The sequence below is a fragment of the Nocardioides sp. BGA-UO-ETr-FS32 genome (assembly GCF_059567905.1).
Genome location: NZ_JCAQOX010000016.1, coordinates 84,271 through 106,912, shown reverse-complemented (window position 1 = coordinate 106,912; position 22,642 = coordinate 84,271). Strand labels below are relative to the sequence as shown.

The window sequence follows — 22,642 nt, the reverse complement described above, 5'->3', positions numbered from 1 at the left end:
TGTCAGGCAGACACCCCTACCGTGAAGTCACATCCCCCAGACGCGTGTCACCCGGTGACGTACGTCCGCGACCACCAGTGCCGACCGACGTCCGGGCCGCGCCGCCATCCGCTCGCACGGAGGTCGTCGTCGAGCTCGTCGAGGCGCTCCTGCGCCGTCTCGATCCAGGCGTTCGGCCGACGGGGGTTGTCGAGGTCCTGCCACCTCATGACGGGGAACGTCGCCCCCGTGGCCACATGGTCGCTCGGGCGGTGCTCCTCCCCCGTGGGGCGAGCCACGAAGCGGAACTGGGCGCTTCCGTTCGAGCCGCTCAACGTGTTGGCCAGGGCCTTGACCCAGGAGTGCTGGCCGAGCTCCTCGAGATGGACTTCGACGGTCTGGGTGCTCATGGCTCCACGACATCACGTCCCGTCCGCGACGGGCAGAGGCGAAGGTCCCGGCAGCGCTCCTGGCGGCGACGTCGAGGAAGGTCTCCCCCGTCACCTCGCCGCGTCGCGCGCCTGCCGCAGCCCGGCCGCCTCGTCCCCGACGGCGTCGGTGATCGGCGTGATCCACGACTGGTGCGTGGTGCTGTTCTTGGTGATGGCGAGCAGCTCGTCCATGTGCGGCTCGAGACCGGTGACCTTGTCGAGCGGGACGCCGACGATCAGCTGGAAGCCGAGGCCGCGCCAGGCCTGGACGGCCCGGCCGGCGAACTCGGAGTCGGCCTTGACGAACCCCTCGTCGAGGAAGACCGGGGCGAACCGGGGCCGGGACCGCATCTCGTCGCCGAGCCGGAACCGGAGCGCGGAGCCGACGATGAAGGCCACCAGCTCCTGGCTCTCGCCGCCGCTCTTCTCGCCGAGCGTGCGGTAGGTCGCGCGCAGCTCGCCCGTGGTGTGGTCGTAGCGCTCGGCACTGATCTCGACGTGGCGGCGTACGTCGAGCAGCCGGTCGCGGTCGGTCAGCGTCGCGGCGGCCTCGCCGACCTGGCTGGGCTTGCGCAGCTGCTGCATGAACCTGCTGAGGTCGGCGAACCGCTGCTCGAGGGCCTCCTCCCCCAGGTCGGTCGTGGCGCCCGACGAGAGGGCGCGCAGGTCCTTCATGAACACCTGGACCTGCGCCGGCGCCAGCCTGCGGAGCCGGATCCGGAGCCGGTCCCCCGAGGCCCCGAACTCGAGTCGGCGCAGGATGGCGTTGATCGGCTCGAGCCGGTCCTCGATCTCCTCGATGGACGCCGCCATCGCGCCCACGAGGGGCACCAGGTCCTGGCCGCTCCACTCGGTGAGCCTGCGTCGCCACTCGGCCCGTCGGGCGGCCAGTCCCTCGCCCCGGATGTCGTCCAGGATGCGCGCGTAGTCGGGGTAGGACTCCGCAGTGGTGCCGAGGTTCGGTGAGTCCCACTGGAGCTTGTAGACCCGGAAGACCTGCACCAGCTCCTCGTCGACGCGCCGCACCTCCGCCTCGGCGTCGGTGACCGCGTCCCGGAGCCGCTGGGCGAGCCGGTGGGACGTCTCGGCGAAGCGTTCGAGGTCGTCGGGGTCCGCGGGCGCCGCCGCGGCCGCGAAGTCCGCGGCCAGGGCGGCGTCCTGCCCGGGCTCGAGCACGACCGTGCCGGTCTCCTCGATCGCCTGGAGCCGGTCCTTGACGTCGTCCTCGGCGTCGACGAGCTCGGCGTGCTCCGCGTTGAGCTCGCGCTGCTGCTGCTCCAGGGCGTAGCGGGTGCGTCGTGCCTCCTCCAGCCGCGCCGCGAGGTCGGCGATCTGGGCCTCCAGGGCCTGCAGTCCGTCGTCGGAGCCGAGGATCTCTGCTCGGCGACGCTCCAGGTCGGCGATCCGGCGGTCGCTGCCGTCGACGTCGAAGTCGTCGAACCGCGCGGTGGCGATGGCGTCGTAGGACGCGCGCTGCTGCTCGAGCATCCGCGAGCGCTGGTCGAGCTGCGCGAGCTCGGCCCCGACCCGGTCCAGTCGCTCCTCGAGGTCGGCGAGCTCGGCGTCGACGTCGGCGATCGCGTCCGTGCTGGAGAAGCCGATGATGCTGCGGCCGTCGTTGCGCCCGTGGGTGCCACGACGGCCGTTGCGCGTCTGGCCGGCGAGGGTGACCCGGAAGCCCGGGCCGGCGAGGCCGTCCGCGTCCTCGACGCAGAGGGCGTTGCGGGAGGACTCTCCGACGTGGGACTGGATCCAGCCGGAGAACGGCGAGTCCCGGAAGACCAGCTTGCCGGCGACCCGCTCCGGGTCGGCGGGACCGAGGTCGGGCAGGTCGAGCTCGACGCCCTCGAAGGTGAGGCGCCCGCGGAGCCGCAACCCGTCGATGGCCGAGGAGAAGGAGTCCAGCCGGTCCAGGGGTACGAGCATCATCCGGGCGCTGGCGCCGAGCACGGTCTCGAGCGCCGTGCGCCACCGCGCCTCCTCGGGGGCGACGTCGACGAGCTCGGCGACGAAGGGCAGCTCGTCCTCGCCGATCCCGCTCGCCCGCGCGACCTCGGCGCGCAGCTCGTGCATGCGCGCCGGCATCCGGCCGGCGCGGTTCTCCAGCGACGCGCGCTCGCGCCGCAGCTCGGCCTGCCGCTCGCTGAGCGGGAACTGGCTGCGCAGCACCGCGTCGCGCTCCCGGCGGATCCGCTCCTGCTCGCGCTGCCACCCGGCCAGCCACTGCCGGGCGTGCAGCTGGAGCACGGCGTACGCCTCGCCGGAGAGCAGTGCCGCCTCGACGTCCGGCGCCTGGGCGTCGGTGGCGTCGATGAGCGGGAGCAGGCGCTCCTGCAGGACGGACCGGCGCGCGAGCCGGTCCTCGCGGACGACCTGCTCCTGCTCGAGCGAGAGCGCCAGCGACTGGAGCGTGGACCCTCCGGCCGCGCGGTGCGACTCCCTGGCCGCCTCGAGGTCGGACAGCAGCGTCCGCTCCGCCGAGGTCGTCGCGCCGAGCTCGTCGGCGGCGGCCGCGCGCGCGGCACGGTTGTCGACCACCGCGGCCTCGATCAGCCGGAGGTGGGTGCGCAGCAACCACAGCCGGAGCGGGGTGTCGCCGGCCGCGGTCACGCCGTAGGAGTCGAGCTCCGCGAGCCGCCGGGAGGCCTCGACCTTGCGGGCGTGGAGGTCGACGATCGGGGCGAGCAGCTCGAGCTTCTGCTCCTCGGTGCGCATGGCGGAGTGCGCGGTGTCGAGGTCGTCGAAGTGCTCGATCGCCCGGTCCGCGGCGGCGAAGGTGGAGGGCCGCTCGAGCACCATGTCCTTGTAGAGCTCGTCGACGCTGCGGACCTGGTTGCCCGCCTGGATCCGGGCGAGCAGCCGCAGGGCCTTCGCGCCGTCGCCGTTGGCGCCGATGCCGAGGCGCGCGTGGAGGACGGCGGCGAACTCGGCGTACGTGCGGTGGACGCGGATGCCCGGGAAGAGCTTCTTGAGCGTGTTGGCGTGGAAGCGCTCGGGCACGGCCACCTCGAGCGAGTCGAGCGGCAGCGCGCCGTCCTGGGTGGCCAGCTGCATCTGGACGTCCCCGGACCGGGTCGCGCGCCGCGGGACGTAGTAGGTGCGCAGCGCCGTGAACCGTCCGCCCTGGTCGTTGACGAAGGTCATCGCGATCGCGCCCCAGGTGTCGCCACCCTTGCCGCGGAGCAGCTTCTCGACCGGTCGGCCGGTGCGGGGGTCGTCGACCACGTCGACCGCACCACGCAGGTAGGAGAGCAGGTTGCGCTGGCCGGCACCACGGGCGCGTCCCGCGACGGCGTCGTTGGACGCGCCGTTGAACTTGGTGTCGGACGGCATCATGAGCGCCGTGTAGGCGTCGAGGATGGTGCTCTTGCCGACTCCGGAGGCGCCGGAGATCATCGTGGCGTCGCCGCGCAGCGGCACGACCGTGAGCCCGCCGAAGCCGCCCCAGTTGACCATCTGCAGCAGCGCCGCGCGCCACTGCATCGTGTCGTCGGCGGGCGTGGCGACGTCCTTGCGCTCGAAGAGCCCGTCGACCGCCGTCTGCTCGATCTCGTCGATCGACATGCTCACTGCTCCCCTGCCCCATCGCCGGCGGTCGCGCCATCCGGGTCCGCGTCGTCGTCGAAGAGGTCGGCCGGCTCGTCGGGCTCGGGGACCTCGCTGTCGTTGGCCGCCACCAGCGCCTCGAGGAGCTCCTGGAGGAGCTCCAGCGGGATCAGCGGCTCCACGGCCTCGCTGATCTCGAAGCGCTCGTCGGTCCCGGTGGGGATCAGCAGCCCGGCCTTGACGACGCTCGCGACCGCGTTGCGGGCCCGCTTCTCGTCGCCTGCCACGTCGGTCGCATGGGCGGGGCGGAAGCTGGCGACGTAGCCGACGATGTCCTCGCGGTCGACGAAGACCCGGACGTCGCCGCTCGCGAGCCCGGCGCGGAGCCGGTCACGCAGGTGGACCAGCACGAGCGTCTCCTCGCGCGACCAGGCGGCGTCGTAGAGCATCGTCGGGAAGCGGCCGCCGGTCTCGGACGTCGCCTGCCTCTTCCACGCGACCTCGCGGGCGCGGTCGACCTGGAGGTCGAGGAAGAGGTCGTTGAGCCGTGAGCGGATCAGGCGCTCGTGCTCGACGAGCACCGTCCAGTCCCGCGGGTGGGTGCGCGCGCTGATGAAGCGCTGCTTGAGCAGCGTCACCAGGGCGCGCCGCTGCGCGTACTCCAGGCCGCCCTCGTCTCCCTCGAAGAGGGACACCGAGTCGTCGAGCAGCTCGTCGTCGACGATCTCGCCGTCGATCCCGCCGTCGATCTCCGGGTGGGTGTCGACGCTCATGCGTGCTTCTCCGTCTCGCGCTGGGCGGGGTGCTCGGTCGGGTGCTGGGTCGGTGGGAGGTCGGGGTCGGGCAGTGGCGTGCGCGGCACGGCGAAGGTCCGCCTGCTGCCGTCGGGGCGTACGGCCTCGAACGGCTCCACCGACTCCTCGGCCGCCCACTCGCGGTCGGCAGCGAGGTGCAGGAGGCCGAAGATCTCGACCGGACGGCGCAGGGACGGTTCCAGCTCGTCGAACAGGGCGCCGAGGGACGCGACCGGGAGCAGCGAGGTCGTCGCGGCGTCGAGGCGCTCGCGCAGGGTCGCGAGCCTGGGTCCGCCCTGCGCGACGAGCTCCGCGAGCGAGACCGGCGGTGCGAGGGCCGGGTCGGGGGTGCTGATGCGGTCCGGGAGGACGTCGTCGGCGGGGTCGTGGAACCGCTCGCGGAGGTGCTCGACGCCCGCTCGGGCGGGCAGGAGCGCCACGTCGTGGGTGGCCCGCGGTCCGGTGGTCGCCATCCAGGTCATCAGCTCGGCCTCCACCTGCCGCAGGGTCTGCTCGAGCTCGCGGTCGCGGGCCGCGTCGTGGGAGACGATGTACTCCTTCAAGGTGGCCGTCACGCGGGAGCGCTGGGCGAGGACCCGGTCGAGGCCGTCGCGCACCAGCCGCACCGTGCCGCGCAGCTCGGCGCGGTCGGCGTCGCTGAGGATGCCGTCCGAGAGCGGGTGCTCGAGCAGGTCGGTCAGGTCCTCGCGCAGCTGCGTCACGAGGGCGTCGTCGCGCAGCAGCGCGAACGCGCCCTCGAAGGCGCGACCCTCGTGGGTCGCGGTCATCAGCGCGTCGGCGCGGGCCAGGTAGTCGTCGATCACCTCGCCGGCCGGCCGGTCCTCGGCCCGGAACGCCGACAGGATCTCCGAGCGGATGGTCGCGAACCGCTCCTCGACCCGGGCGAAGTCACTCGGCAGCGCGGAGATCAGCGAGAGCAGCTCGGTGAACCCCTCGAGCATGTAGTCCTCGGTCGCGCCCTCCAGGTCGCCGCCGTCGACCAGGCGGTCGCGCTCCACGCGCAGCCGCGCGATCTCCTCGTTGAGGATCGTGACCCGCGCGGTGCGGTCCGGGTTGGCCTCGGAGTTGAAGCGCCGGACCGTGCCGAGGATGGTCGCGACGCGGTGCTCGCTGAGCGTGGCCCGGTCCCGGGCCAGGTTCTTCACCAGCTCCAGCGCCTGCTGGGCGTGCGAGGTCAGCGCGTAGACCTCGTGCCCCGCCTCGTCGAGCGAGCGCACCAGCCACTGGCCGCGCATCCAACGCTGACAGATCTCGCGCCCGGTGCCGGTCGGGACGTCCTGCTCGCCCGCCAGCCGCATCGCGTCGAGGTGCTCCTCGACCTGCGTGTGCAGGCGGGCCGTCGGGATCGGATTGTTGTTGCGGCCGAAGGCCGTGCGGAAGATGGTGATCACCACGGGCGCCTGGCGCTGGTGGAGGAGCGTCAGCGTGGGCTGCGCGAACGCGCCCTTCACGCGCGCCAGCTCACCAGCGATCTCGCTCAACGCCCGGTCCCCCGCTCCCTGCCTGCCTGTGTTCGGTGCGCAAGCATGACAAAGGGCGCGGGCAGCACGGGGAGCGGGTGGCCCAGCCGATCAGCCTGACGTCTCGTCGAGCAGCCGCCGCAGCTCGGGCTCCGGGAGCGCCGTGAACCGGGCGGCGTCGGCGATCGACACGTCCTCGCCACGCCTGTCCAGCAGTGCACGTACCTCCGTGAGCGCGTCCTGCCGCAGCATGTCCGCGTACACGATGCGCTGACCCGCTGCCGTCAGGTGGTCTCGTACCTCGTCCCTCATGGTCCCCTCCTCTGCTGCCGCGAGAGGCCCCACGCCACTCGCTGCCGACAAGGATGCACGAGCTCCGACCGACCCCAGGGGAAGATGCGTCAAGTTTTGCCTGACGCACCTCTGTCCACTGTTTGTCCAAGGTCTTCGCTTTTCGGCTGTCGGACCGAGATCCGCTCCGGACAGGATCGTCCTGCGCCACCCAGCGGCGCAGCGACCAGCGACCCTCGGCCTGAAGGAGACCTCGTGACCACCCTCGCGATGCCCCCGATCCCCATCCGCAGCAAGGCGCGCGCGACGCGTACGACGAGCGTGGTCGCGGGGTTGCGGGACACGATCTCTGCCACCGACCGGCAAGCCCTGGTCGACGAGCTGATCGAGGCCAACGTCTCCATGGCACGGTCGATGGCGGCCCGCTACCGCAACCGCGGCATCGAGCTCGAGGACCTCCAGCAGGTCGCCCTCGTCGGACTCACCAAGGCTGCGCAGCGCTTCGAGGCCTCGGCCGGGCACGACTTCCTCGCGTACGCCGTCCCGACCATCCGCGGGGAGCTGCGCCGCCACTTCCGCGACGCCGGCTGGATGATCCGCGTCCCCCGCCGGGTGCAGGACCTGCAGGCGCGCATCCGGCGCGCCCAGCCCGACCTCGAGGCACGGCTGGGTCGCTCCCCCCGCCCCACCGAGGTCGCCGCCCACCTCGACGCCGACCTCGAGGACGTCATCGAGGCACTCTCCGCCGCGGGCTGCTTCCGGCCGTGCTCCATCGACAGCCCCACGGGCAACGGCACCGACACGATCGCCGACCTGCTCGGGTGGGACGACTCCGGCCTGGCCTCGGTGGAGGCCAGGCTCGTGCTGGGCACCGCCGTCAGCGAGCTGTCCGATCGCGAACGGCGCATCCTCCAGTGGCGCTTCGTGGACGAGCACACGCAGCAGGAGATCGCCGACCTGGTCGGGCTGACGCAGGCCCAGGTCTCCAGGATCCTGACGCGCGTCCTCGCCCGCCTGCGCGCCGGGCTCACCGAGACCCTCCCTGCTGCCTAGGCGGAAGGATCTGTCCCCGATTTGGGGCTTGCCCACCGACAGCGGGGGTGCCACGGTCCGAGGATGACCGGACCGCGCCGCCACCACGTCCTCATCGGCCTCCTCGCCTCCGCCCTCGCACTCGGCACCGCCCTGGTGCCGAGCGCGAGCGTCCATGCGGGTCCGCCCGGGGCGGAGGCGGCCGGTACACCAGCGCGTACGGCCACGGTGATGACGCGCAACCTCTACCTCGGCGCTGAGCTCGGCCCCGTCCTGGCAGCGCTCGGCAGCGGCAACAACACCGCGATCGTGGGCGCGGCCACGCAGACCTGGGCCGCGGTCCAGGCGACCCGTCCGGCCGAGCGGATGGCCGCGATGGCGGACGAGATCGTCGCCGCCGATCCGGCGGTGGTCGGCCTCCAGGAGGTGACGACCTGGACGACGTTCGCCTACAACCCGGCGACCGGCGTCGCGAGCGACCCGACCGTCGCGTACGACTTCCTCGACCTGCTGCTCGACGCGCTGGCCGACCGCGGTGCCGACTACCGCGAGGTCGCCGGCGCCACCGCGCACAACTTCGCCTCGCCACCCATCCCGGTCCTGGCCAGCCCCACGGCCACGTTCCCGACGCGCGCGGTGCGACTGGCCGACCGTGACGTGATCATCGCCCGCGACGACGTGCGGACGACCAACGCCCGCACGGGGACGTTCCAGTCGATCATCCGCTTCCCCGTCGGCGGGGGGCTGCTACCGGTCGCCCGCGGCTGGGGCTCGGCGGACGTGGGCGTCGGCAAGGCGTCGTTCCGGTTCGTCAACTCCCACCTCGAGGCCTTTGGCCTCCCGGGTCTCGATGCCGAGCAGCTCCGGGTCGCCCAGACGCGCGAGCTCCTCGCCGGGCAGGCGGACCTGGCGTCCCTGATCGGCGCGCTGCCGATGGTCTACGTCGGCGACTACAACTCACGTGCCCCCGACGCCCCGGCGTACTCGCTCCTGCTGGCCGGCGTGGGCGCCGACGCGTGGCCGCGGACCCACCCCGGCGACCCCGGCAACACGTGCTGCTTCGACGCGACGCTCACCGACCCCACCGACCCGCTGACCTCGCGGATCGACCTCGTCCTGCACAGCACGGACGTCAAGGCCGCCCGCGCGCGCATCGTCGGCAGCGACCCCGACGACAGGACCGCATCTGGCCTGTGGCCCTCGGACCACGCCGGAGTGGTGGCCCGACTGGTGTTCCCCGCGCGACGCTGAGTCGACCTGGGTGGACTTCAGTCGTCCTCCCAGTAGGGGCCCTTCAGGTAGGGGTCACGCTCGACGGTGGTGACGGGGCGCCGCACGGTCCGCCAGACCGTGCGGGTCGTCCCGTCCGGGTCGGTCACCGTGCGCCGCACGCGGAAGTTGGCGTACGTCGTGGTGTAGGCGTTGCGGGTGTTGCGGGTGTTGTCCCACTGGTAGTTGAAGTTCGCCAGGTACTTCTTCGCCACGACAGCACCGCGCACGGTGAACCAGACCTCGTCGTTGGCGGTGCTCAGGCTCGACCAGTTGACCGAGCCGGTCAGCACCATCGACGAGTCCGGCACGCCGTTGTAGGTGCCCTGGACTATCAGGTACTTCTGGTGGCTGTAGTAGTCGAGGATGAGGTCGTCGATGCCGTCGTTGTTGAGGTCGAAGTTGTCGTCGAGGTCGTAGTCCATGCCGGTCGAGCGGAGCGGGATGCGACCGCGCTTGGTCGGGGCGGCGATGACGCCCTTCGTGTGGTAGCCGATGAGGCCGTACGTGACCCGCACGTCGCAGCCCTGGACCCACTTCTGCCGGATGGCCTCGGCCAGGTAGTCGCCGCGGGCGCCGCGCATGGTGTGCATCGACAGGGCGAGTCGGGTGCGGGTGACCTTGCCGGTGACCGGGTCGACGGTCCGGCACTGGACCCGGTCGAGCATGGTCAGCACCAGGTCGTTCTTCGGCCCGGACGCCCGCGGGAACGCGACGACCGTGTGCTTGTCGATCGAGTCGTCGCAGACACCGGTGAGCGCGGTGCCGCAGAAGGCGATCGGCTCCTGGCGGGTGTCGTGGTCCTTGCGCATGTCGTTGAACAGCCCGACGAACTGACGGAACAGCTCGTGGTCGCCGTCGGTGAAGTAGAGGTCGTTCCACTGGTGGATCGCGGCGTTGCGAGTCATGTTGGCCGACCCCACGGCCACGACGTCCTCGGACCGACCCGCCTGGCTGAAGAGGTAGAACTTGGAGTGCAGGTTGTTGAAGTCGTTGGCCGCCCCCCGGCAGCTCTTCCGGCACTTGTAGATGAAGCTGTTGCGCCGTGGGTCCTTGCCGACCTCGGCGCGGACCGTCCGCACGGCCGCGTTCTCCCAGTGGTCGTTGAGCAGCATCTGCACCTTGACGCCGCGCCGGTGGGCCGCCACGAGGGCGCGCGCCACATTCATCCGGTCCAGGGAGTAGATCGCGATCCGGATCGTGGCGCCCTTGCGCGTGCGGTCGATGGTGTCGATGACCCTGCGCTCGATCCGGAAGTGGCCCTTCGCGCGGTGCGGGTCGTTGAAGAAGGGCCCGCTGGGCGCCTTCCACTTCTTCGACGCCGCGGGCTTCTCCGCCACCGGCCCGGGCTGCTCGGCGGCCGCCCCGGGGACGGCACCTCCCAGCGAGGTCGCCAGCACCAGGCAGATGCTCCCCACGAGCATCGACAGCTTCTTCACGACCAGTCCCCCATCCACGGTGAGCCGTGTCAGCATAGGCGTGCCGGCGACGCCCCGCCCGACGCCGCGCCCGCGTCCACCCCACCGTGGCACTCCGCTTGACTCGTTCGAACGCATGTTCGATCATGGGGACATGTCCTCCGCCCGCTCCGTCACCGCCCGCGCACCGGGGCTCGACCCCGGGCGATCGGTCGTCGAGCAGCTGCGCGAGCGGGTGGCGGCGATGGAGCGCAAGCCCGCCCTCGAGCCGGTCCCGACCCTGCCCGGCATCGCGGACCTGGTCCCGCTGCACGCCGGGTCGACCTACGCCGTCGACTCGGCCTCGCTGGCGCTCGCCCTGGCCGCCGGGGCGTCGCGGGCCGGCGAGTGGGTCGGCTTCGCCGGCTGCACCGACTTCGGTGCGGAGGCCGCCGCCGAGCTGGGGATCGAGCTCGCGCGCACGGTGCTGGTGCCCGACCCCGGCGAGCACTGGCTGGAGGTGACGGCCGCGCTGGTCGACGTGCTCCGCGTGGTGGTCCTGCGACCCCCTGCCTCCGTCGACGAGCGCACGGCGGGGATCCTCGACTCCCGCCTGCGCACCCGGTCCGCGGCGCTGGTCGTCCACGGCGCCTGGCCGCGGGCCGAGGCCCGGCTGAGCGTCGAGGAGTCGAGCTGGAGCGGTCCGGTGTCCGGCACCGGGCAGCTGCTGGAGCGTCGGGCCCGGGTGGTCGTGCGTCGCGGCGCGCGCCCGCCCGCGCGCGCGGACCTGGCCTGGCCCGAGGTGTGCGCGACCGAGGTGCGCGAGGCACGGCGGGCGTCCGGGTGAGCGACCCGTGAGGGTGATGGTCGTGTGGTGCCCCGACTGGTCGGTGGTCGCCGCCCTCGAGGAGGCCGGGAGGTCGTCGCGCTCCCCCGCCGCGGTGCTCTCCGCCAACGTGGTGGAGGTGTGCAACGGCCCGGCGAGGACCGAGGGCGTACGCCGCGGCCAGCGCCGCCGTGACGCCCAGGCCCGGTGCCCCGAGCTGTTGCTGCTGCGCGCCAACCCCGACCGCGACGCCCGCGCCTTCGAGCCGGTCCTCGCGACGGTCGAGGACCTCCGCCCCGGAGTGGCCGCGCTGCGCCCGGGCCTGCTCGCCGTCCGCGCCCCGGGCAGCTGGTACGGCACCGAGGCCGATGCCGCCGCGACCGTCTGCCAGGCCCTGGTGGAGGCAGAGGTCTGGGACGTCCGGATCGGCATCGCCGACGACCTCTTCACCGCCGAGCAGGCCGCGCGCACCGCCGAGGTGCAGCAGTGGGTCGTGGTGCCCGAGGGCGGGTCCCCGGCCTTCCTGCGGGGCCTGCCGGTCCACGTGCTCGCTGATGACGGCCCGCGCGGTCGCGAGCTGGTCGGGCTGCTGCAGCGCCTCGGCCTCCGCACGCTGGGAGACCTCGCGGGCCTGCCCGCCGAGGCCGTCGAGCAGCGTCTCGGCGTCCACGGCGCTTCCGTGCACCGGCGTGCGCGCGGTGCGGACCGCGACCTCTTCGCCGCGCGTACGCCTCCCCCCGAGCTCGATGCCGACGTGTCCTTCGAGCCTCCCCTCGACTCGGTGGAGGCGATCACCTTCAGCGTGCGCACCACCGCCGAGCGGTTCGTCACCCAGCTGGCCCACCACCAGCTTGTCGCCACCGGTGTGCGCGTCGAGGCCGAGTCGGAGGGCGTGGTGTGCTCGTCGCGCACCTGGCTGCACCCGCGCCACTTCGGTGCCCGCGACCTGGTCGACCGGGTGCACTGGCAGCTGCAGTCGGCGGGCTCCACGAGCGGGGCCGGCGGCTCCCTGCGCGCCCGCAAGGACACCGGCAGGGTGCGCGCCCCGATCGACCGGGTCCGGTTCGTGCCCGAGGTGGTCGAGCCCGCCGCCGCGCACGGCGAGGCGCTGTGGGGGTCGGCGTCCGACGACCTCGTGGAGCGCGGCGTCGCCCGGGTGCAGGGCATGGTCGGTTTCGACGCCGTGCAGCGACCGGTGCTGCAGGGGGGCCGCAGCCCCGCGGCGAGGCAGGCGCTGGTGCCGTGGGGCGAGCGCGCGGTCGACCTGCGCCCGGTCGACCGGCCGTGGCCGGGTCGGGTCCCGGGGCCGGCGCCGGTGCGCGTCTTCGCGGCGCCACCCGTCGCCGAGGTCGTGGACCACGCGGGGCGCGACGTGCGGGTCACCGACCGCGGCGTCGTGTCCGGCGAGCCGCGCCGCTTCCGCGTCGGCGACACCGGCGACGGGCAAGGTCTGCCCTGGCAGCCCGTGAGCGCGTGGGCCGGGCCGTGGCCGGTCGACGAGGGCTGGTGGTCGGGCGGGGCCGGACCCACGGCCCGCTTCCAGGTCGTCGGCGCCGACGGGCGCGCCTGGTTGCTCGTGCGAGCGCCCGGCGGCTGGGCGCTGGAAGCGGGGTACGACTGATGGGCTGGAACAACCCCGCCATGCACTGGAAGGAGCTCGAGCGACGGCTCAGTGGCCTCCCGGGGGCCGACGACGCGCCCGTGTCGCGGCGCAAGCGCGCCGCGGTGACGCCCCAGGCGATCGAGCGGCCCACCGTGGTGACGCCCTACGCCGAGCTGCACTGCCACAGCCACTTCAGCTTCCTCGACGGCGCCAGCTCCCCCACCGAGCTCGTCGAGGAGGCCGTACGCCTCGGACTGCACGCGCTGGCCGTCACCGACCACGACGGGTTCTACGCCGCGCCGATGCTGGCGGAGGCCGCCGCGGTCCACGACCTGCCCACCGTCTTCGGGGCGGAGCTGTCCCTCGGCCTCACCGCGCCGCAAGCCGGTGCGCCCGACCCCGAGGGCAGCCACCTGCTGGTGCTCGCGCGCGGGGTCGAGGGCTACCACCGGCTCGCCGCGGCCATGACCGACGCGCACCTGCGTGGCGACGAGAAGGGCCGGCCCGTCTACGACCTCGACGAGCTCGGCGACCGGGGACGCGGGCACTGGGTCGTGCTCACCGGCTGCCGCAAGGGCACCGTCCCGCAGGCGCTGGCGGCCGGTGGCGAGGCCGCGGCCGCCGAGGCCCTCGACCGGCTGACGTCGCTCTTCGGCCTCGAGCACGTCCTCGTCGAGCTGTCGCCGCGTCCCGGCGCCGACGCGGCCAACGCCTCACTGGCGCGGCTCGCCGGCGTCCACGGCCTCGACGTCGTCGCGGCCGGCAACGTCCACCACGCGACCCCGCAGCGACACCGGCTGGCCTCGGCGATGGCGGCCGTACGCGCCCGCCGCAGCCTCGCCGACCTCGACGGCTGGCTCGACCTGTCGGGCTCGGCCCACCTGCGCAGCGGAGCCGAGACCGCCGCCGCGCTGGCGGCGTACCCGACCGCCGTCGCCCGCAGCGTCTCGCTCGCCGACGAGCTCGCCTTCGACCTGCGCAAGGCCTCCCCGGCGCTGCCCAAGCGTCAGATCCCCGAGGGTCACACCGCCGACTCGTGGCTGCGGGTGCTGGCCGAGCGCGGCTTCGCCGAGAGGTACGCCGGGGTGCCCCACGAGGCCGAGGCCCGCGAGCGGCTCGAGCACGAGCTGCGGGTCATCGGCGAGAAGGACTTCGCCGGCTACTTCGTCATCGTCCACGACATCGTCGCGTTCGCCCGCGAGCGCCGGATCCTGTGCCAGGGCCGCGGGTCGGCCGCGAGCTCCGCGGTCTGCTACGCCCTCGGCATCACCGCCGTCGACGCCGTCTTCTACAAGCTCCCGTTCGAGAGGTTCATCTCCGCGCACCGTGACGAGGAGCCCGACATCGACGTCGACTTCGACTCCGACCGGCGCGAGGAGGTCATCCAGTGGGTCTACGACACCTATGGCCGCCGCAACGCCGCACAGGTCGCCAACGTCATCGCCTACCGCCCCCGCATGGCGGTGCGCGACGCCGCCAAGGCCCTGGGCTTCTCCCCCGGCCAGCAGGACGCCTGGTCCAAGCAGATCGACGGCTGGAAGTCGGTGGTGGCCGGCGACCAGGGCGACCCCGACGCCCACGACGTCCCTGCCCCGGTCGTGGCGCTCGCCGAGGAGCTGCTCGGAGCGCCGCGTCACCTCGGCATCCACTCCGGCGGGATGGTGCTCACCGAGCGCCCGATCGGCGAGGTCTGCCCCATCGAGCGGGCCCGCATGGACAAGCGCACCGTGCTCCAGTGGGACAAGGACGCCTGCGAGTCGATGGGGCTGGTCAAGTTCGACCTGCTCGGACTCGGAATGCTCGGCGCGCTCGACCACATGATGCGGCTGGTCGCCGAGCACCTCGGCGAGCAGTGGGACCTCGCGACGATGCCCAAGGAGGAGCCCGCGGTCTACGACATGCTCTGCCGCGCCGACTCGATCGGCGTCTTCCAGGTCGAGAGCCGCGCCCAGATCGGCACGCTGCCCCGGCTGCGACCGCGCGAGTTCTACGACCTCGCCATCGAGATCGCGCTCATCCGTCCCGGTCCGATCCAGGGTGGGGCCGTGCACCCCTACGTACGCCGCGCCACCGGGCAGGAGCCGGTCACCTACGACCACCCCGAGCTCATCCCCGTGCTCGAGCGCACCAAGGGCGTGCCGCTCTTCCAGGAGCAGCTGATGGCGATGGCGGTGACGCTCGGCGACTGCAGCCGCGACGATGCCGACCTGCTGCGTCGCGCGATGGGCTCCAAGCGCGGCGTCGAGCGCATCGAGTCGGTCAAGGCCAAGCTCTACTCCGGCATGCAGCGACGCGGGATCACCGGCGAGCTGGCCGACTCGATCTACGTCAAGATCCTGTCCTTCGCCAACTTCGGCTTCGCCGAGTCCCACGCGCTGTCCTTCGCCCTGCTGGTCTACGCCTCGTCGTGGTTCAAGCTGCACTACCCCGCGGCCTTCCTGGCCGGGCTGCTGCGCAACCAGCCGATGGGCTTCTACTCACCCCAGTCGCTGGTCGGCGACGCCCGGCGCCACGGCGTCGACGTACGCCGCCCGGACGTCACCCGGTCCGCCGCCCAGGCCGACCTCGAAGGGGTCGTGGTGGGCCCGGTCGCCCCCACGGGGCTCGAGGCGTGCTGCCGGCCCCGCTTCGAGCGGGTCGAGTGGGTGCCGGGGACCCCCGACCCGGTGCCCGCGCACCGCCGCGACGCCGCGCTCGCCGTACGCCTCGGTCTGGACTCGGTGCGCGGCATCGGACTGGACGTGGCGCACCGGATCGTCGCGGCGCGCGAGGAGGCGCGGTTCACCGGCATCACCGACCTCTCCCGTCGTGCCGGCCTCACGTCGGCGCAGCTGGAGGCGCTGGCCACCGCCGGGGCCTTCGACGCGTGGGGTCTCGGCCGGCGCGAGGCGCTGTGGGCCGCCGGCTTCGCCGAGGGCGCCGGGCACCTCGCCGGCTCGACGCCGACGGCCGAGGCGCCGACCCTGCCCGGCATGAGCGAGCCGGAGATCACCCTGGCCGACCTCTGGGCCACCGGCGTCTCGCCCGAGCGGCACCCGCTCGAGCACCTGCGCGAGGACCTGCGCCGCGCGGGCGTCCGGTCGGTCGCCGAGCTCGCCACGGCGGAGGCCGGCCGACGGGTCCGCGTCGGTGGGCTGGTCACCCACCGGCAGCGACCGGGCACCGCGATGGGCGTCACCTTCCTCAACCTCGAGGACGAGACGGGAATGCTCAACGTCGTCTGCTCGATCGGGGTGATGAAGGCGCACCGGCAAGCCGCCCGCAACCGGGTCGCCGTCGTCGTGCGCGGGCGCCTCGAGCGCAACGAGGGCGTCACGAACCTCGTCGCCGACCGGGTGGAGGGCATCGACGTGGTCGTGCCGGGCGCCGGAGCGGTGCTGCAGGCGCGGGCCTCGTCCCGTGACTTCCGCTGAACCGGCCTGCGCCGAGGGGTGGGGCGGGGCGTCAGCGCGGGACCCTATGCTCGACGGGTGGTCGACACCCCGCTGCACGCCTCCGACTACTCCTACTCCGTCGTCATCCCGGTCTACGACAGCCAGGACGTGGTCGGACGCACCATCGATGCCGTCCTCGAGGTCTTCGAGCGCGCGGGGCTGCGCCACCAGGTCGTCCTCGTCAACGACGGCAGCCGCGACGCGAGCTGGGAGGTCATCGCGGAGCGGGCGCGGCAGTCGCCGCACGTCGTCGCGCTCGACCTCCTGCGCAACTACGGCCAGCACCACGCCAACGTGGCCGGCATGCGCGAGGCGACGGGCGACTTCGTCATCACCCTCGACGACGACCTGCAGAACCCGCCCGACCAGGCCCTGCTGCTGATCGAGAAGGCGATGGAGGGCCACGACGTCGTCTTCGGCCGCTTCGAGCGCAAGCAGGCCAGGGGCTACCGACGGCTCGGCAGCCGGGTGATCAGCATGATCAACCGCCGCGTCTTCGACCAGCCGCCCGGTCTCGCGGTGTCCAACTTCCGCATCCTGCGCCGCGACGTCGTGGATCGGATCTGCGGCGCTCGCACCGCCCACCCCTACATCACCGGCCAGGCGCTGATGTTCTCGAGCAATCCGGCGGACGTGCTCGTGCGCCACGACCCGCGCCCAGTCGGCACCAGCAACTACGGCCTGCGGCGCATCGCCTCGCTGGTGCTGACCATCCTGTTCAGCTACTCCGTCTTCCCCCTGCGCGCGGCCGCGGGCGTCGGCTTCGCGGTGGCCGGCGGGAGCTTCCTCCTCGGCCTCTTCTACCTCGTCCGGTCGCTCTTCGTGGACTCGGAGGTGCCGGGGTGGACGACGATCGCGGTGCTGCTGGCCGTCCTCAACGGCTTCGTGATCATGCTGCTCTCGATGCTGGGCGAGTACGTCGTGCGGACCCTCAACGCGGTCAGCACCGTGCACTCCTACCACGTCGCGCGGCGGGTGTCCTCGTGACCGGGTGCGACCACCGGCACGTCCTCGTCGTCGGTGCGCAGCGGTGCGGCACGACGTTCCTGGCCCGGAGCCTGGGCGCCCACCCGGACGTCGCCATGGCCAGCCCGTCGCCGCCCGAGCCCAAGGTCTTCTGCGACGACGCGCTGACCGCGAGGGGCTCGGAGTGGTACCACCGCACCTGGTTCGCGCACGCCCGCGACGAGGACCTGCTCGGCGACAAGAGCACGAGCTACCTCGAGGACCCGGTCGCCCCGGAACGGGCCGCTCGGATGCTGGGCGAGGTGGAGGTGGTGGCGCTGCTGCGCGACCCCGTACGCCGGGCGGTCTCCCACTGGCGGTTCAGCACCGCCAACGGCCTCGAGACCCGGGACCTCGAGGAGGCCCTGCTCGCCGACCTGCACGACGACCAGCCGTGGGACCGCCAGCGGTCGTCGGTGTCCCCGTTCGCCTACGTGCGCCGGGGGCGCTACGCCGAGCAGCTCGCCCCCTGGATGTCCGCGTTCCCCACGACGACCCATGTGCTCTTCCTCGAGGAGCTGCTGGGAGGCCCCGGCGTGCTGCCCTCGCTCGTGGGTGCCCTCGGCCTCGACCCCGGACGTACGCCTGCTCCCCCGGCCGGCGCGGTCAATGCCAGCCCCGGCGACGTGCCGACGCTGGACCCAGGCGTGAAAGAGACGCTGAGGGGGTACTTCAAGGAGAGCAACGCCCGCCTGGCCGACCAGCTGGGGAGGTCGTTGCCGTGGCAGGTCGAGACGTGAGCCGTGACCGGACCAGTGACCAGAGACGTGACGAGAGCGAGGTGCCGGTGATGGCACAGCAGCAGTTCGACGACCAGCCGGGCGAGCTCCGGGACGTCCCGTTCAACGTCGCGTCGGTGGTGGGGCGCGAGCTCGAGCACGTGCAGGAGGCCGTCAGGAGCGGCCACCTCTCCTCGGGCGGCGCCTTCGCGCGGCGCACCGCGGAGATCCTGGCCGCCGACACCGGTTCGGCGGAGGTGCTGATGACGACCTCGTGCACCGCCGCGCTCGAGCTCTCGGCCATGCTGATGGACCTCCAGGAGGGTGACACGGTGATCGTGCCGTCCTTCACGTTCACCAGCACCGGACTGGCCTTCGCGCGGCAGGGCGCGGGGCTGCTGTTCTGCGACATCGAGCCCCTGACGCTCGGCCTGGACCCGGCGCACCTCGCCACGCTGCTCGACGAGCACGTGCGCGCCGTCGTGATCGTCCACTACGCCGGTGTCGCGTGCGACGTCGAGGGGATCCGCGAGGTCCTGGCCGCGTGGCCGGAGGTGCGCCTGGTCGAGGACAACGCGCACGGGCTGTTCGGCGCGTGGCGCGGCGAGCCGCTCGGCAGCCTCGGCCGGTACGCCACGCTGAGCTTCCACGAGACCAAGAACTTCGTCTGTGGCGAGGGCGGCGCGCTGGTCCTCAACGACGAGGAGGACGTCGACCGGGCCCGGGTCCTCTACGACAAGGGCACCAACCGCCACGCGTTCATGCTCGGCCAGGTCGACAAGTACACCTGGAAGGACACCGGCTCCTCGTTCGGCCTCTCCGACGTGCTGGCTGCCTACCTCCTCGGCCAGCTCGAGCAGCGTGAGCTGGTCCAGGGACGGCGCCGACGCCTGCACGAGCGCTACGAGGCAGCGCTCGCGCCCCTCGCCGGGGACCTGGAGTTCGAGGTGATGCGGGTGCCGCAGGACCGGCAGCCGGCCCACCACATGTACTACGTGCTGCTGCCGCACCGCGATCGGCGCAACGACGTCCTCGAGCTGATGCGCAAGGCCGGGGTGCAGGCCACGTTCCACTACCAGCCGCTCCACACCTCCGATGCGGGACGCGCGTTCGCCGTGCGGCCGACCGAGTGCCCGGTCTCCCAGGACGTCAGCGACCGGTTGCTGCGCCTGCCCTTCTACAACGACCTGTCCGATCCCGACCTCGACCGGGTCGTGGCCACCTTCGCCGACGCGTGCAGCGCGACCCTGCCGACCCGGTGAGTGCTGCGCCCGTGGGCGGGGTGGAGGCGCAGCCCGGCTCGTCGTCGCTGCGCTGCGAGGGCTACTGGTGGCACCGCGCCCGGACCGGCCTGCTCGACGCCGTTATGTCTCCCCACCTCGCCGCACCGCGCCGCACCCTCGACGTGGGCAGCGCCGACGCACCGAGCGTCGGCTGGATGCGCGGCGCGCAGCAGCACGTGAGCCTCGACCTGTTCCCCGAGGGCCTGCGTCCCGGCGAGGGGGTGGTCGGCTCGGCGACCGAGCTGCCCTTCGCCGATGCGACGTTCGACGTGGTCTCGGCCTTCGACGTGGTCGAGCACTGTGCGGACGACGCCCGCGCCGTCGCCGAGCTCGTACGCGTGCTGGCGCCGGGCGGCCGGATGCTGCTCTCGGTCCCCGCCTACCAGTGGGCGTGGTCGGACCACGACGTCCGGGCGGGTCACCACCGCCGCTACACGCGACCGGCGTTCGTCGAGCTGGTGGAGGGCGCCGGCGTGCACGTGCTGCGGGCGACGTACGCCTTCGCGGGCGTGTTCCCGCTGTTCGCCGCCGAACGCCTGGGGCGGCGGTTGCGTCCGGCGCGCCCGGGCGAGGCGCGCCTTCCCGAGGTCTCCCCCGGTGTCGACCGGGCGCTCACGGGCGTGTGCCGTGCGGAGGCCCGCGTCCTGCGCCGGCACGACCTGCCCTTCGGCTCGTCCGTGCTCGTCGCGGCCCTCAAGCCGCCGTCGTCCGCCCCGCCCGCTCGGACCTGAGCACAGACGACGCCGCCACCGCGAGGAGCAGGGTCGCGACGACCTCGGCCGCGAGGAACGCGAAGGCGACGCGCTCGACCGCCCCGAACGCGGTCGGAACCAGCACGACCGCACCGGCGACGACGGCGACGCCCCACGCGCCGGCGACCCGGCCCGGGCGGTCCAGCGCGAGGGCGCCCACCATGAGCACGACGTTGACCAGGGCCAGCGCGCAGCCCGCTGCCACCACCCCGGCGACGCCCGGGGCCACCTCGACGGTGCCACCGAAGACCGCGGACACGAGCAGGGGTCCGGCGACCAGACCGAGGACCGCGCCCAGCGCCACGGCCGCGGCGCCGAGCACGGCCAGCTGTCGCGCGAGCGAGCGCAGCGTACGGAGGTCGCCCGCGACGACGAGCCCGGTGACGTGGTGGGTGACCTGGGGCAGGGTGCCGAGCACGACCATGTAGGGCGCGCGGAACAACGCGAGCGTCGCGAACATCGCGGTGATCTGCGCGGGCGAGCCGCCGAGCAGTGCCAGCACCACCGATCCCCCGGTCAGCACGCCCTGGGCGAGCAGCTGGGCGGTGGCGGCGCCACCCAGGAACGCCAGCGAGCCGGACTGTCCCTCTCCCGCCGCGTCGAACCGCCAGGCGCCCGGCCACAGCGCGACCAGCGACCCGGCCACCAGGCACAGCCCGTGGGCGACCGGGTCGTCCACCTGTGCCAGCAGCAGCACGGCGACGAGCACGCAGCGCACCGCGTTCTCCGCGACGAGGCTCCCCGCCACCGCCGCCATCCGGCCCCGTCCGGCCAGACCGCCGCGGAGCACGCCGACGGCGGCCGAGCCGACGATCACCAGCGCGACCAGCACGGGGAACCACGCGTCGTCCCGGTGGAACAGGCGGTCCCGGACCACCCAGGTGAGCCCGCCGGCGGCCACGGCCGTGACCGCCACGACGACACCGACCCGGCCGGCCGAGCTCCGTACGTCCGCCTCGCGATCGGCCGTCAGACACCGGGTGATCCAGTGCTGCAGCGGGAAGGTGAAGGCTGCGCCAGCGAGCGCCCACACCGTCCACAGCACCGAGACGGGCGCCGCGGCGGACGCACCGAGGCCGCGCGTGACGAGCGCGAAGAGCACGTAGGCCAGCACCCCGCTCACCACCGAGCCGGCGGCGAGCAGGAGCGGGGCCCGGCGCCGGGAGGGGCGTGCGCGGCTCATGGCACCAACGGCTCGGCCAAGGGGTCGTCGGCGTCGTAGCCCGCCGCGTTCCGCAGGTCCGCGATCGTGTCGTCACCCAGCGAGGCGCGGGCGTACCAGTCCCAGAACGGGGCGCTGCCGACGTAGACGTACTCGGGCTGCAGCGAGGCGCGCCAGCGGCGCGAGACCGACTCCCCCACCGCGACGAGGTCGGGGCCGTCCGCGACCAGGTCCTCCTGGAACCCGACCAGCCCGCCTGGCCACGTGTCCTCCATGTAGTCCTGGAGCCCGCTGCGGAACATCTGGTAGCGCGTGGGGTTCGTGCGGCCGGTGAGCACCAGCGGCTGGGGCGCCTCGACCGAGGTGATCGTCGCCCCCTCAGGGAGCGTGGCGAGCACCGCTCGCGTCGCCTCGCGCTGGTCGTCGAGCAGGTCGTCGCTGCTCGTCACCGCGTAGACCAGCGCGATGACCACCGCGGCCCCGGCCAGCACCGCCGCCGACACCGCCTGCCACCTCGGTGCCAGCCGGTGGGCCGCCACGGCGTACGCCGCCCCGAGGCCCAGCGCGGCGAACGGCAGCAGCGGGAACAGGTCGGCCCAGGCGTCGTACTCCTGGAGGATCCACCACAGCCCGGCGGCGAGGCCGGCGGTCATCGCGGGCAGCACGGCGAGCCCCGGCTGCGCGGTCCGGGCGCGGCGCGACGCCGCGGCGAGGGAGACCAGCGCGAGGAGGACCGGCCCGGCCAGCAGCAGCCACACCGAGACCCCGTAGGCCGCCTGCAGGTCCTCCCAGACCAGCTCGCGATCGGCGGTCAGCGGGTTGGGGACGGTGTAGCGACGGTTGATCCCGTAGAAGCCGTCGTACGTCGCGCGCAGCGACCCGGCGAGGGCGAACCACACGCCCAGGACGAGGACGGGCACCAGACCGCCGGCCGCGACCTTGACGAGCGACCGCAGCCGCTCACCGTGCGCGAGCAGCAGGACGGCGGCGACCACGGCGGTGAAGGTGCTGAAGAAGGCCGTCTGCAGGCAGAGCGTGGCGAGGCTGGTCAGGACGCCCGCGGTCAACCATCTGCGGTGGGTGACCGCCCACAGCGCACCGAGGACGAACAGCGCCATCGGCGTCTTCTCGCGCGGTCCGTTGGACGCGTAGTTGATGAACCCGTGGAAGGCGAGCATCGCGCTCGCGGTGACCAGGCCGGCGGCCCGGGAGCGGAAGAGGTCCCGGCCGAGCAGGTAGGCGAGGCACACCGCCGCCGCGGCCATCAGCATGAAGACCACGCGCATCGTGACCAGGTCGTCGAGCCCGCCGGCGCGGGCGACGAGCGCCCCGACACCCGGCAGCACGTGGGCCAGAGGGCCGGCGCGGTTGAGGACGCCGACGTAGGGAGGCACGCCGTCGGCGACCTGCTGGCCGGCGTAGCTGTAGATGCCGAGGTCGCGCGTCAGGGCGCCGTGGAAGCCGTGCAGCACGTAGACCACCACCGACACCGCGGCCACCACGAGGACGAGCGGGTCACCGGAGCGCAGCCACGCGAGTCCACTGCGTCGATCGGTGTCGGGCCGGTCGGTGTCGGGCCGGTCGGTGTCGGGCCGGTCGGGACGAGTGGACACGCGGACACCCTACGGACTGGCGCGG

The 22,642-nt window shown here is 73.3% G+C and carries 17 protein-coding genes; 9 read left to right on the top strand and 8 right to left on the bottom strand.

Annotation, left to right across the window (positions count from 1 at the left end):
- Nucleotides 1-47 precede the first annotated feature (47 nt).
- The 5 genes from AC57BS_RS18195 to AC57BS_RS18175 form a co-directional block, all read right to left on the bottom strand.
- Nucleotides 48-389, bottom strand: a complete 342-nt coding sequence (locus tag AC57BS_RS18195; RefSeq protein WP_496412858.1) for a hypothetical protein — start codon at nt 387-389, stop codon at nt 48-50.
- Nucleotides 390-479: 90 nt separating this feature from the next.
- The gene (locus tag AC57BS_RS18190) at nt 480-3,974 is read right to left on the bottom strand and encodes an ATP-binding protein (protein WP_496412857.1); all 3,495 of its coding nucleotides are present in this window, start codon (nt 3,972-3,974) and stop codon (nt 480-482) included.
- Between the two features lie 2 nt (nt 3,975-3,976).
- Entirely contained in the window at nt 3,977-4,729 is a 753-nt protein-coding gene (locus AC57BS_RS18185) for a DUF4194 domain-containing protein (RefSeq protein WP_496412856.1), read from the bottom strand.
- A complete protein-coding gene (locus AC57BS_RS18180; RefSeq protein WP_496412855.1) occupies nt 4,726-6,252 on the bottom strand; it encodes a DUF3375 domain-containing protein in 1,527 nt (508 codons plus the stop codon). The genes AC57BS_RS18185 and AC57BS_RS18180 overlap by 4 nt, the downstream gene beginning before the upstream one ends.
- A 90-nt stretch (nt 6,253-6,342) precedes the next feature.
- Nucleotides 6,343-6,543 (bottom strand): hypothetical protein, encoded by a 201-nt coding sequence (locus AC57BS_RS18175; RefSeq protein WP_496412854.1) that lies wholly within the window; start codon nt 6,541-6,543, stop codon nt 6,343-6,345.
- Nucleotides 6,544-6,777: 234 nt separating this feature from the next.
- Between AC57BS_RS18175 and AC57BS_RS18170 the strand changes: the two genes are divergently transcribed.
- Both AC57BS_RS18170 and AC57BS_RS18165 read left to right on the top strand, forming a co-directional pair.
- On the top strand, nt 6,778-7,575 hold the full coding sequence (locus AC57BS_RS18170) for a SigB/SigF/SigG family RNA polymerase sigma factor (RefSeq protein ID WP_496412853.1): 798 nt from the start codon (nt 6,778-6,780) through the stop codon (nt 7,573-7,575).
- 63 nt (nt 7,576-7,638) lie between these two features.
- Nucleotides 7,639-8,805 (top strand): endonuclease/exonuclease/phosphatase family protein, encoded by a 1,167-nt coding sequence (locus AC57BS_RS18165; RefSeq protein WP_496412852.1) that lies wholly within the window; start codon nt 7,639-7,641, stop codon nt 8,803-8,805.
- A gap of 17 nt (nt 8,806-8,822) precedes the next feature.
- Here the strand turns inward: AC57BS_RS18165 and AC57BS_RS18160 are convergent, their stop codons facing one another.
- On the bottom strand, nt 8,823-10,280 hold the full coding sequence (locus tag AC57BS_RS18160; RefSeq protein WP_496412851.1) for a phospholipase D-like domain-containing protein: 1,458 nt from the start codon (nt 10,278-10,280) through the stop codon (nt 8,823-8,825).
- Nucleotides 10,281-10,395: 115 nt separating this feature from the next.
- On the opposite strand from AC57BS_RS18160, the gene imuA' reads away from it, so the two are divergent.
- From imuA' to AC57BS_RS18125, 7 genes are read left to right on the top strand one after another with little or no spacing between them, the layout of a single operon-like run.
- Nucleotides 10,396-11,067 (top strand): DnaE2-dependent mutagenesis accessory factor ImuA', encoded by a 672-nt coding sequence (gene imuA' / locus AC57BS_RS18155; protein WP_496412850.1) that lies wholly within the window; start codon nt 10,396-10,398, stop codon nt 11,065-11,067.
- A 16-nt stretch (nt 11,068-11,083) separates the two neighbouring features.
- Complete coding sequence (locus AC57BS_RS18150) at nt 11,084-12,667, top strand: DNA polymerase Y family protein (RefSeq protein ID WP_496413228.1); 1,584 nt, start codon at nt 11,084-11,086, stop codon at nt 12,665-12,667.
- Entirely contained in the window at nt 12,667-16,062 is a 3,396-nt protein-coding gene (locus AC57BS_RS18145; RefSeq protein WP_496412849.1) for an error-prone DNA polymerase, read from the top strand. The genes AC57BS_RS18150 and AC57BS_RS18145 overlap by 1 nt, the downstream gene beginning before the upstream one ends.
- A gap of 57 nt (nt 16,063-16,119) precedes the next feature.
- Nucleotides 16,120-17,070 carry a glycosyltransferase family 2 protein gene (locus AC57BS_RS18140; protein ID WP_496412848.1) on the top strand — a complete coding sequence of 317 codons (951 nt, stop codon included), beginning with the start codon at nt 16,120-16,122 and terminating at the stop codon, nt 17,068-17,070.
- On the top strand, nt 17,067-17,828 hold the full coding sequence (locus tag AC57BS_RS18135) for a sulfotransferase family protein (RefSeq protein ID WP_496412847.1): 762 nt from the start codon (nt 17,067-17,069) through the stop codon (nt 17,826-17,828). Before AC57BS_RS18140 ends, AC57BS_RS18135 begins: the two co-directional genes overlap by 4 nt.
- A 50-nt stretch (nt 17,829-17,878) precedes the next feature.
- On the top strand, nt 17,879-19,069 hold the full coding sequence (rffA, locus tag AC57BS_RS18130) for a dTDP-4-amino-4,6-dideoxygalactose transaminase (RefSeq protein ID WP_496412846.1): 1,191 nt from the start codon (nt 17,879-17,881) through the stop codon (nt 19,067-19,069).
- Complete coding sequence (locus AC57BS_RS18125; protein ID WP_496412845.1) at nt 19,042-19,821, top strand: class I SAM-dependent methyltransferase; 780 nt, start codon at nt 19,042-19,044, stop codon at nt 19,819-19,821. The genes rffA and AC57BS_RS18125 overlap by 28 nt, the downstream gene beginning before the upstream one ends.
- On the opposite strand, the gene AC57BS_RS18120 is transcribed toward AC57BS_RS18125, so the two are convergent.
- Nucleotides 19,784-21,025, bottom strand: a complete 1,242-nt coding sequence (locus tag AC57BS_RS18120; RefSeq protein ID WP_496412844.1) for a polysaccharide biosynthesis protein — start codon at nt 21,023-21,025, stop codon at nt 19,784-19,786. The two genes, AC57BS_RS18125 and AC57BS_RS18120, sit on opposite strands and share 38 nt — an antisense overlap.
- Nucleotides 21,022-22,617, bottom strand: coding sequence for a hypothetical protein (locus AC57BS_RS18115; protein WP_496412843.1), 1,596 nt, complete (start codon nt 22,615-22,617; stop codon nt 21,022-21,024). Before AC57BS_RS18115 ends, AC57BS_RS18120 begins: the two co-directional genes overlap by 4 nt.
- Nucleotides 22,618-22,642 lie beyond the last annotated feature (25 nt).

Coding starts and splice junctions, on each gene's coding strand:
- AC57BS_RS18145 (WP_496412849.1), top strand. CDS start 12,667: ATGGGCTGGAACAACCCCGCCATGCACTGGAAGGAGCTCGAGCGACGG.
- AC57BS_RS18165 (WP_496412852.1), top strand. CDS start 7,639: ATGACCGGACCGCGCCGCCACCACGTCCTCATCGGCCTCCTCGCCTCC.
- AC57BS_RS18185 (WP_496412856.1), bottom strand. CDS start 4,729: ATGAGCGTCGACACCCACCCGGAGATCGACGGCGGGATCGACGGCGAG.
- rffA (WP_496412846.1), top strand. CDS start 17,879: ATGGCACAGCAGCAGTTCGACGACCAGCCGGGCGAGCTCCGGGACGTC.
- AC57BS_RS18175 (WP_496412854.1), bottom strand. CDS start 6,543: ATGAGGGACGAGGTACGAGACCACCTGACGGCAGCGGGTCAGCGCATC.
- AC57BS_RS18195 (WP_496412858.1), bottom strand. CDS start 389: ATGAGCACCCAGACCGTCGAAGTCCATCTCGAGGAGCTCGGCCAGCAC.
- imuA' (WP_496412850.1), top strand. CDS start 10,396: ATGTCCTCCGCCCGCTCCGTCACCGCCCGCGCACCGGGGCTCGACCCC.
- AC57BS_RS18120 (WP_496412844.1), bottom strand. CDS start 21,025: ATGAGCCGCGCACGCCCCTCCCGGCGCCGGGCCCCGCTCCTGCTCGCC.
- AC57BS_RS18190 (WP_496412857.1), bottom strand. CDS start 3,974: ATGTCGATCGACGAGATCGAGCAGACGGCGGTCGACGGGCTCTTCGAG.
- AC57BS_RS18150 (WP_496413228.1), top strand. CDS start 11,084: ATGGTCGTGTGGTGCCCCGACTGGTCGGTGGTCGCCGCCCTCGAGGAG.